The organism is Brevundimonas sp. (assembly GCF_023259385.1).
In the GTDB taxonomy this organism is placed as follows: domain Bacteria; phylum Pseudomonadota; class Alphaproteobacteria; order Caulobacterales; family Caulobacteraceae; genus Brevundimonas.
Genome location: NZ_JAHFPF010000203.1, coordinates 1 through 6,582 on the forward strand (window position 1 = coordinate 1; position 6,582 = coordinate 6,582).

Here is a 6,582-nt window from a genome sequence, read left to right on the forward strand (position 1 = left end):
CCCGGCTCAGCGCCGGGCGATGGTCAGGCTGTAGCCACCGGTCTCGTCACGACGCGCCATGGCGCGAGGCTGGAAGGGCCGGATGATGTAGATCGCACCCTTCTCCGCGGTGACCGTCGCCGTCGCGCCGGCGGTCTCTCCGGCATGGACGGCGGCGCCGCTGGTGTCCGCCGCGTCGATGACGTTGATGTAGAGGTTGGTGTTCGAGGGCGCGAAGGTCGCCGTCAGGGTTTGCCCCGCCGCCACCGGGACGGCCCAGACGGTGGACTTGTAACCCTTGACCTCGCCCCTGACCGTGGTCGAACCCTCGCGCGGAAGCTCTACCACCGACAGGGTTTCATCGGGCGACAGGATGGCCTGCAGCGCCGCGGCGTCGACAGTCGGCAACGGCGCGGGCGCAGCCGCGGCGGGTTCGGCGGGCGCGGCCGGAGCTTCGGCCGGCGGCGAACAGGCGGCGACCAGGGAGAAGACGGCAAGCGAAACGGCGACGGCGGACAGCTTCGACATTCTGGGCTCCTGAAGATGGCTGCGACCCCGAGGCTGAACGCGCCGGCGCCGTGATGGATCAAACGCCGGCCTTCTCGCGCTCTTCTTCCTCTTCCTCGAGGGCTTCGGCCGCTTCCTCGTTGAGAGCCTGCCCCTCGCGACGGGGCTTGATGTAGGGCTCCGGCTTGGTGGTGCGGATGTTGCCCCGCATCAGCGACCGCCCGCCCTGAATGCCCTCGACCATCTGGATGGACAGGCGTTCCTCGTCGCGGCGGCGGACGTCCTCGATGGTCTCCCCGGCCTGTTCGTGGGTGAAGCCCAGGTCGATCAGCACCTGATAGCCGAACACCAGGGCGCTCTCGAAGGTTTCGCGCAGCTGATACTCGACCCCGGCCTGGACCAGGCGGATGGCGTGGCCCCGGTCGTAGGCGCGGACGAACAGCTTGGTCAGCGGGAACTCGGCCTTGACCAGTTCGACGATCTTGTCCGCGTCCGCCTGCTTGTCGACGCAGACCAGGATGGTCTCGGCGTTGGCGGCGCCCGAGGCGCGCAGCACGTCCAGCCGGGTCCCGTCGCCGTAGTAGACCTTGAAGCCGAAATTGCCGGCGGCCTGGATCATCTCCGCGTCCAGATCGATGATGGAGACGTCCACGTCGCGGGCCAGCAGAGGCTGGGAAACCACCTGGGCGAAGCGGCCGAAACCGATGATCAGCACCCGCTCGCGCAGGTTCTTGGCCTTGTCGACGCCGTCCGCATCCTCGGGGTTCAGGGTCGAGGCGGGCATCAGGCGGCCGACCAGCAGGGTGGTCAGCGGCGTCAGCACCATCGACAGGATGACCACGGCGGTGGCGATGCCCGAGATGCGTGCGTCGAAGACCCCGGTGGTCAGGGCGGCGGCGTACAGGACGAAGGCGAACTCCCCGCCCTGGGCGAACAGGACGGCGCGTTCCACGGCCTCGCGCTCACTGGCCTTGAAGATGCGGGCGACGCCGTAGATGGCCACGGCCTTCACGGCCATGAAGGCGATGACGCCCCCGACCACGACCTGCCAGTCGGCCAGCACCACGCCGAGGTCCAGCGACATGCCGACGCTGAGGAAGAACAGGCCCAGCAGGATGGCGCGGAAGGGCTCCACGTCCGCCTCCAGCTGGTGCCGGAAGGTGGACTCCGACATCAGCACGCCGGCGAGGAAGGCGCCCATGGCCATCGACAGGCCGCCCAGGTCCATCAGCCAGGCGGCGCCCACGACGACCAGCAGGGCCGCGGCGGTCATCACTTCGCGGCCGCCATAGCGGGCCAGGAGGCGGAAGATTGGATTGATCAGGAATTTGCCGGCCAGGAAGACGATGGCCACCGCGCCGATCGCGAGGCCGACCGTGCGCCACAGGGGCGGCGCCGCCTCGCCCGCCAGTCCCATGACCGAGGCCATGACGGCGACCACGGCCAGCAACGGCACGATGGCGAGGTCTTCCAGCAGCAGGATGGAGACGGCGCGCTGGCCCGAGGGCGCGGACATCTCCCCACGCTCATCCAGCATCTGCATGATCACGGCGGTGGAGCTGAGCACGAAGCCCATGGCCGCGACGAAGGCCACCGGAACCGACAGGCCGGCGGCCATGCCGGTGAAGGTCAGCAGTAGGCCGGCGCCCAGCACCTGGGCCGCGCCGAGGCCGAAGATGTCCTTGCGCAGGCTCCACAACCGGCTGGGCCGCATCTCCAGTCCGATGATGAACAGGAAGATGACCACCCCGAACTCGGCGACGTGAAGGATGACCTCCGGTTCGGTGAACAGGCCGACGCCGAACGGGCCGATCGCCAGGCCGGCGGCCAGGTAGCCGAGCACCGAGCCCAGTTGCAGCCTGCGGAACAGCGGCACGGCGACGACGCCCGCCGCCAGCAGCGCCGCCACATGGCCCAGCTCGAGTCCACCGGTCGCATCGGCCATCGTCATCCCCTCGTCAGTCGAGGCTCCATAGTGGGGCGCGACGGCGTGAATCGCCACCCCGCGCCGTCAGACTTCGTCAGGTCCGCCCGCCACAGTTTGGCCCGAGGCTGAACTCCCTGATGCCCGTCAGAGCCAAAGGGAGATGCGTGATGACCCACAGCCCGCTGAAGTCCGCCACCGTCGTGGCGATGAGCGCCCTCATGATCATGGGCGCCGCGCCGCCGCCTCCCGCGGGCGCGCCGCAAAGGCGGCTGGCGCGAGACGGCGAAGTCTCGGTCGCGGCCTGCCGTGAGGTCGGGATCACCCTGCAGCGGGAGGTCGCTCAGAGCGATGTCGTCGTCACGGGTACGCGGATGAGGCGCACTGGACCGCAATCCTCAATGCCCATGCCGCCTCCGCCACCTCCTCCGCCCACGCCCCCGCCGGTCGCGCCCTCACCGATTCCGCGCCTTGAGGCGCGGGCCGCCACCACCCAGTACGCCGTCGCTCCTCCGGTGATGCACCCCTCGGTCGCCCCCCGGCCGACGCCGGATACAGAGCGCTATCCGGACGCCACGCCCAATCCGGTGCGCCGCGTCGCCGACGAACCGGTGTCCACCTTCTCGATCGACGTGGACACGGCCAGCTATTCCAACGTCCGGCGCTTCATCGACGAGGGTCGCGCGCCGCCCGCCGACGCCGTGCGGGTCGAGGAGCTGATCAACTATTTCGACTACGGGTACGACCGTCCGACCTCGGCCAGTCAGCCGTTCGCGATCACCACCGTCGTCGCCGCCGCGCCGTGGTCGCCGGGCCGCCAGATCGTCCACGTCGGCCTGCAGGGCTATGAACTGCCCGCGGCCCAGCGGCGGCCCCTGAACCTGACCTTCATGGTCGATGTCTCGGGCTCGATGCACTCGCCGGACAAGCTGGCGCTGGCGCAGCGGTCCATGAACCTGATCATCGACCGCCTGCGGCCCCAGGACCGGGTGGCGGTGACCTACTACGCCTCCGACGTCGGCACCGCCGTCGGCCCGACGCCGGGCGACCAGAAGCTGAAGCTGCGCTGCGCCGTGGCGGCCCTGAACGCCGGCGGTTCGACCGCCGGAGCCCAGGGCATGGTCAACGCCTATCAGCAGGCCGAGGCCGCGTTCGGGGCCGACAAGGTCAACCGCATCCTGATGTTCACCGACGGCGACTTCAACGTCGGCGTGACCGAGAACCAGCGGCTGGAGGACTACGTCGCCGCCAAGCGCGCGACCGGGATCTACCTGTCCGTCTACGGCTTCGGGCGCGGCAACTACCAGGACGCCCGCATGCAGACGATCGCCCAGGCCGGCAACGGGACGGCGGCCTATGTCGACGACCTGAACGAGGCACGCCGCCTGTTCGGGCCGATGTTCGACCGCGGCGCCTTCCCCATCGCCGACGATGTGAAGATCCAGGTCGAGTTCAATCCGGCGCGGGTCAGCGAATACCGGCTGATCGGCTATGAGACCCGGATGTTGAACGAGGAAGACTTCAACAACGACCGCGTCGATGCGGGCGAGGTCGGCTCCGGCGCCTCGGTGACCGCCCTGTACGAAATCACGCCCGTCGGCGGACCGAGCCAGATCCCCGAGCGGCGCTACGACCAGAACCGCATCGGCGTCGGCGGCGGCGATCCGAATGGGGAGATCGGCTTCGTCCAGGTCCGCTACAAGCTGCCGGGCGAGGCGGACTCGCGCCTGATCCAGCGCGTGGTGTCCAACAGCGGCCAGCCGGCCCGCTCGACCCAGCCGCCGGAAAGCACGCGCTGGGCGCTGGCGGTCGCGGCCTTCGGTCAACGCCTGCGCGGCGATCCTTGGATGCCCGCCGACTACGGCTGGGATCAGATCCTGGAGCAGGCGCAGGGCGCGCGCGGCGATGACCCATACGGCGACCGGGCCGAGTTCGTGCAGCTGGTCCGGGCCGCGCAGGGCCTGCCCGCCCGAACGGTTCCGTAGCCGGTTTCCGCCATCCTGCCATGGCGTGGCGGCAGACTTCGGCTAGGCTGACCCGGTGACCGAAACCATCAGCCTGAAGACCGCCCGCCGCATCGCCCTGGCCGCCCAGGGTTTCGGCCGGACCCGCCCCGCGGCGCCCGGCCGGAGCCATGTCCGCGACCTCGTCCGCAAGCTGGGCGTGGTGCAGATCGACAGCGTCAATGTGGTGGCGCGCACCCACTACCTGCCCGCCTTCTCGCGGCTGGGCGACTATCCGCGAGAAGCACTGGAGGCCGAGGCCTGGGGCGCGCGGCGCAGCCTGTTCGAATACTGGGGCCACGAAGCCTCGCTGATGCCGATGGAGCTTCAACCCCTGTTCCGCTGGCGTATGGCGCGGGCGCGCGACGGGGCGATGTGGACCGGCCTGGCGCGGTTCGGACGCGAAAAGCGGGACTACATCGACGGCGTTCTGGCCGAGATCGAACGGCGCGGCCCGGTGACCGGCGGCGACTTCGCGCAAGGGCCGCGCGGCCAGCCCGGCTGGTGGTCGTGGTCGGACGGCAAGCGCGCTCTCGAGTGGCTGTTCTGGGCCGGGCTGATCACGACCAAGACCCGGCGCGGCTTCGAGCGGGTCTATGACCTGACCGAGCGCGCCCTGCCCGACCGCATCCTCGACCTGCCGACCCCCGACGAACCGGACGCCCAGCGCGAGATGGTCCGCATCGCCGCGCGGGCGCTCGGCGTCGCGACCGAGGCAGACCTGCGCGACTGGTTCCGAATGCCCGTGGCCGAGACGAAGGCGCGGATCGCGGAACTGGTCGAGGCGGGGGAACTGACGCCGGTGACGGTGAAGGGCTGGCGTCACGCCGCCTATCTGGCGCCGGGCGCCCGAACCCCGAGGAAGGTCGAGGGCGTCGCCCTGCTGTCGCCGTTCGACAACCTGATCTGGGCGCGCGACCGGACCGAGCGGCTGTTCGGCGTGCGGGTGCGGCTGGAGATCTACACCCCCGCCCACAAGCGCGAGCACGGCTACTACGTCCTGCCCTTCCTGGAGGACGAGGCCATCACGGCGCGCGTCGACCTGAAGGCGGACCGCAAGGCCGGTCAACTGCTGGTGCAGGCCGCCTGGCGTGAACGGGACGCCACGCCCGACACCGCCGTGCGGCTGGCGGACGAGCTGAAGCGGATGGCCGGCTGGCTGGGGCTGGGGGGCGTCCACGTCGTCGGCAAGGGCGATCTGGCGGAGGCCCTGGCCGGCGCGCTTTGAAAAGTCCGGGGCGGCGCCTCTTGATTAAGTGGACACGACTGTCCACTTACGCGCCATCATGGATCGCCCGCTGAGGAAAGACGCCGCCGAACGCCGCAAGGCGCTGCTGGACGCCGCCCGCGCCGTCTTCGCGGAAGAGGGCATCGACGCGCCGCTGGACCGCATCGCCGAACGGGCGGGCGTCGGCCGCGCGACCCTGTACCGGAACTTCCCCGGCCGGACCGAGATCGCGCTGGCGGTGCTGCTGGACGACATGGCCGAACTGGGCGAGCGGTTCGCGGACCGCGACGCGCCGGACGCCTTCCTGGACTTCCTCGCCGCCCTGTCCGACCGGATGGTCCGCAACGCGGCCCTGGGCGGGGTCGTGCGGTCGCCGCCGTCGCCCGAACTCCTGACCCCGCTGCGCGCCGCGATGATCGAAGCGGCCGCCGCGCCGCTGAAGGTTTCGCAGGCCGCGGGCGTGGTCCGGTCCGACCTGACCCTGAAGGATATCCGCGTCCTCGCGGCCATGCTGGGCGGCGGATTGCACAATGCGACGGTGCGTGAACGGAACGGCATCGCTCGCCGAACGCTGGAGCTTGTGCTGGACGCTGTGAAGGCGCGCCTCGGGGAGGAGGCATGAGCCGTCGGAACTTCCACCTGCCGTGGGCCGAGTATCTCGAGACCCTGAAGCCGCACGAGCGGCCGATGCTGCCCGGCTCGCCCGCGACGCCGGACCACACGGCCCCGTGGCGGCTGGCCTATGCCGGCACCGGTGTGCTGATCACGGCCACGGGCAGCATCGGCAACGCCATTGTCACGGCCAACACGCCGCAACTGGCGGGCGCCCTTGGCGTGTCGTTGGTCGAGGCGGCCTGGCTGCCGGTCGTGTTCGTCATGACCAACGCCTGCATGAACCTGCTGCTGATCAAGTTCCGGATGCAATACGGGCTGCGGCTGTT

5 protein-coding genes and 1 pseudogene are annotated in these 6,582 nt (G+C 70.3%); 4 read left to right on the forward strand and 2 right to left on the reverse strand.

All coding sequences use genetic code 11. The features are described from left to right. Positions 1-6: 6 nt before the first annotated feature. Positions 7-507 (reverse strand): hypothetical protein, encoded by a 501-nt coding sequence (locus Q0C81_RS14205; protein WP_291839236.1) that lies wholly within the window; start codon positions 505-507, stop codon positions 7-9. Positions 508-565: 58 nt separating this feature from the next. Beyond that, positions 566-2,431, reverse strand: a complete 1,866-nt coding sequence (locus tag Q0C81_RS14210) for a monovalent cation:proton antiporter-2 (CPA2) family protein (RefSeq protein ID WP_291839239.1) — start codon at positions 2,429-2,431, stop codon at positions 566-568. A gap of 149 nt (positions 2,432-2,580) precedes the next feature. On the opposite strand from Q0C81_RS14210, the gene Q0C81_RS14215 reads away from it, so the two are divergent. The 4 genes and pseudogenes from Q0C81_RS14215 to Q0C81_RS14230 form a co-directional block, all read left to right on the forward strand. Next, on the forward strand, positions 2,581-4,395 hold the full coding sequence (locus Q0C81_RS14215; RefSeq protein ID WP_291839242.1) for a von Willebrand factor type A domain-containing protein: 1,815 nt from the start codon (positions 2,581-2,583) through the stop codon (positions 4,393-4,395). Positions 4,396-4,450: 55 nt separating this feature from the next. Further along, positions 4,451-5,641 (forward strand): winged helix-turn-helix domain-containing protein, encoded by a 1,191-nt coding sequence (locus Q0C81_RS14220; protein ID WP_291839245.1) that lies wholly within the window; start codon positions 4,451-4,453, stop codon positions 5,639-5,641. A gap of 58 nt (positions 5,642-5,699) precedes the next feature. Beyond that, positions 5,700-6,263 carry a TetR/AcrR family transcriptional regulator gene (locus Q0C81_RS14225; RefSeq protein WP_291839248.1) on the forward strand — a complete coding sequence of 188 codons (564 nt, stop codon included), beginning with the start codon at positions 5,700-5,702 and terminating at the stop codon, positions 6,261-6,263. Beyond that, a pseudogene (locus tag Q0C81_RS14230) lies at positions 6,260-6,582 on the forward strand (MFS transporter); the annotation flags it as partial. The gene Q0C81_RS14225 and the pseudogene Q0C81_RS14230, both read left to right, overlap by 4 nt.

Coding starts and splice junctions, on each gene's coding strand:
- Q0C81_RS14205 (WP_291839236.1), bottom strand. CDS start 507: ATGTCGAAGCTGTCCGCCGTCGCCGTTTCGCTTGCCGTCTTCTCCCTG.
- Q0C81_RS14210 (WP_291839239.1), bottom strand. CDS start 2,431: ATGGCCGATGCGACCGGTGGACTCGAGCTGGGCCATGTGGCGGCGCTG.
- Q0C81_RS14215 (WP_291839242.1), top strand. CDS start 2,581: ATGACCCACAGCCCGCTGAAGTCCGCCACCGTCGTGGCGATGAGCGCC.
- Q0C81_RS14225 (WP_291839248.1), top strand. CDS start 5,700: ATGGATCGCCCGCTGAGGAAAGACGCCGCCGAACGCCGCAAGGCGCTG.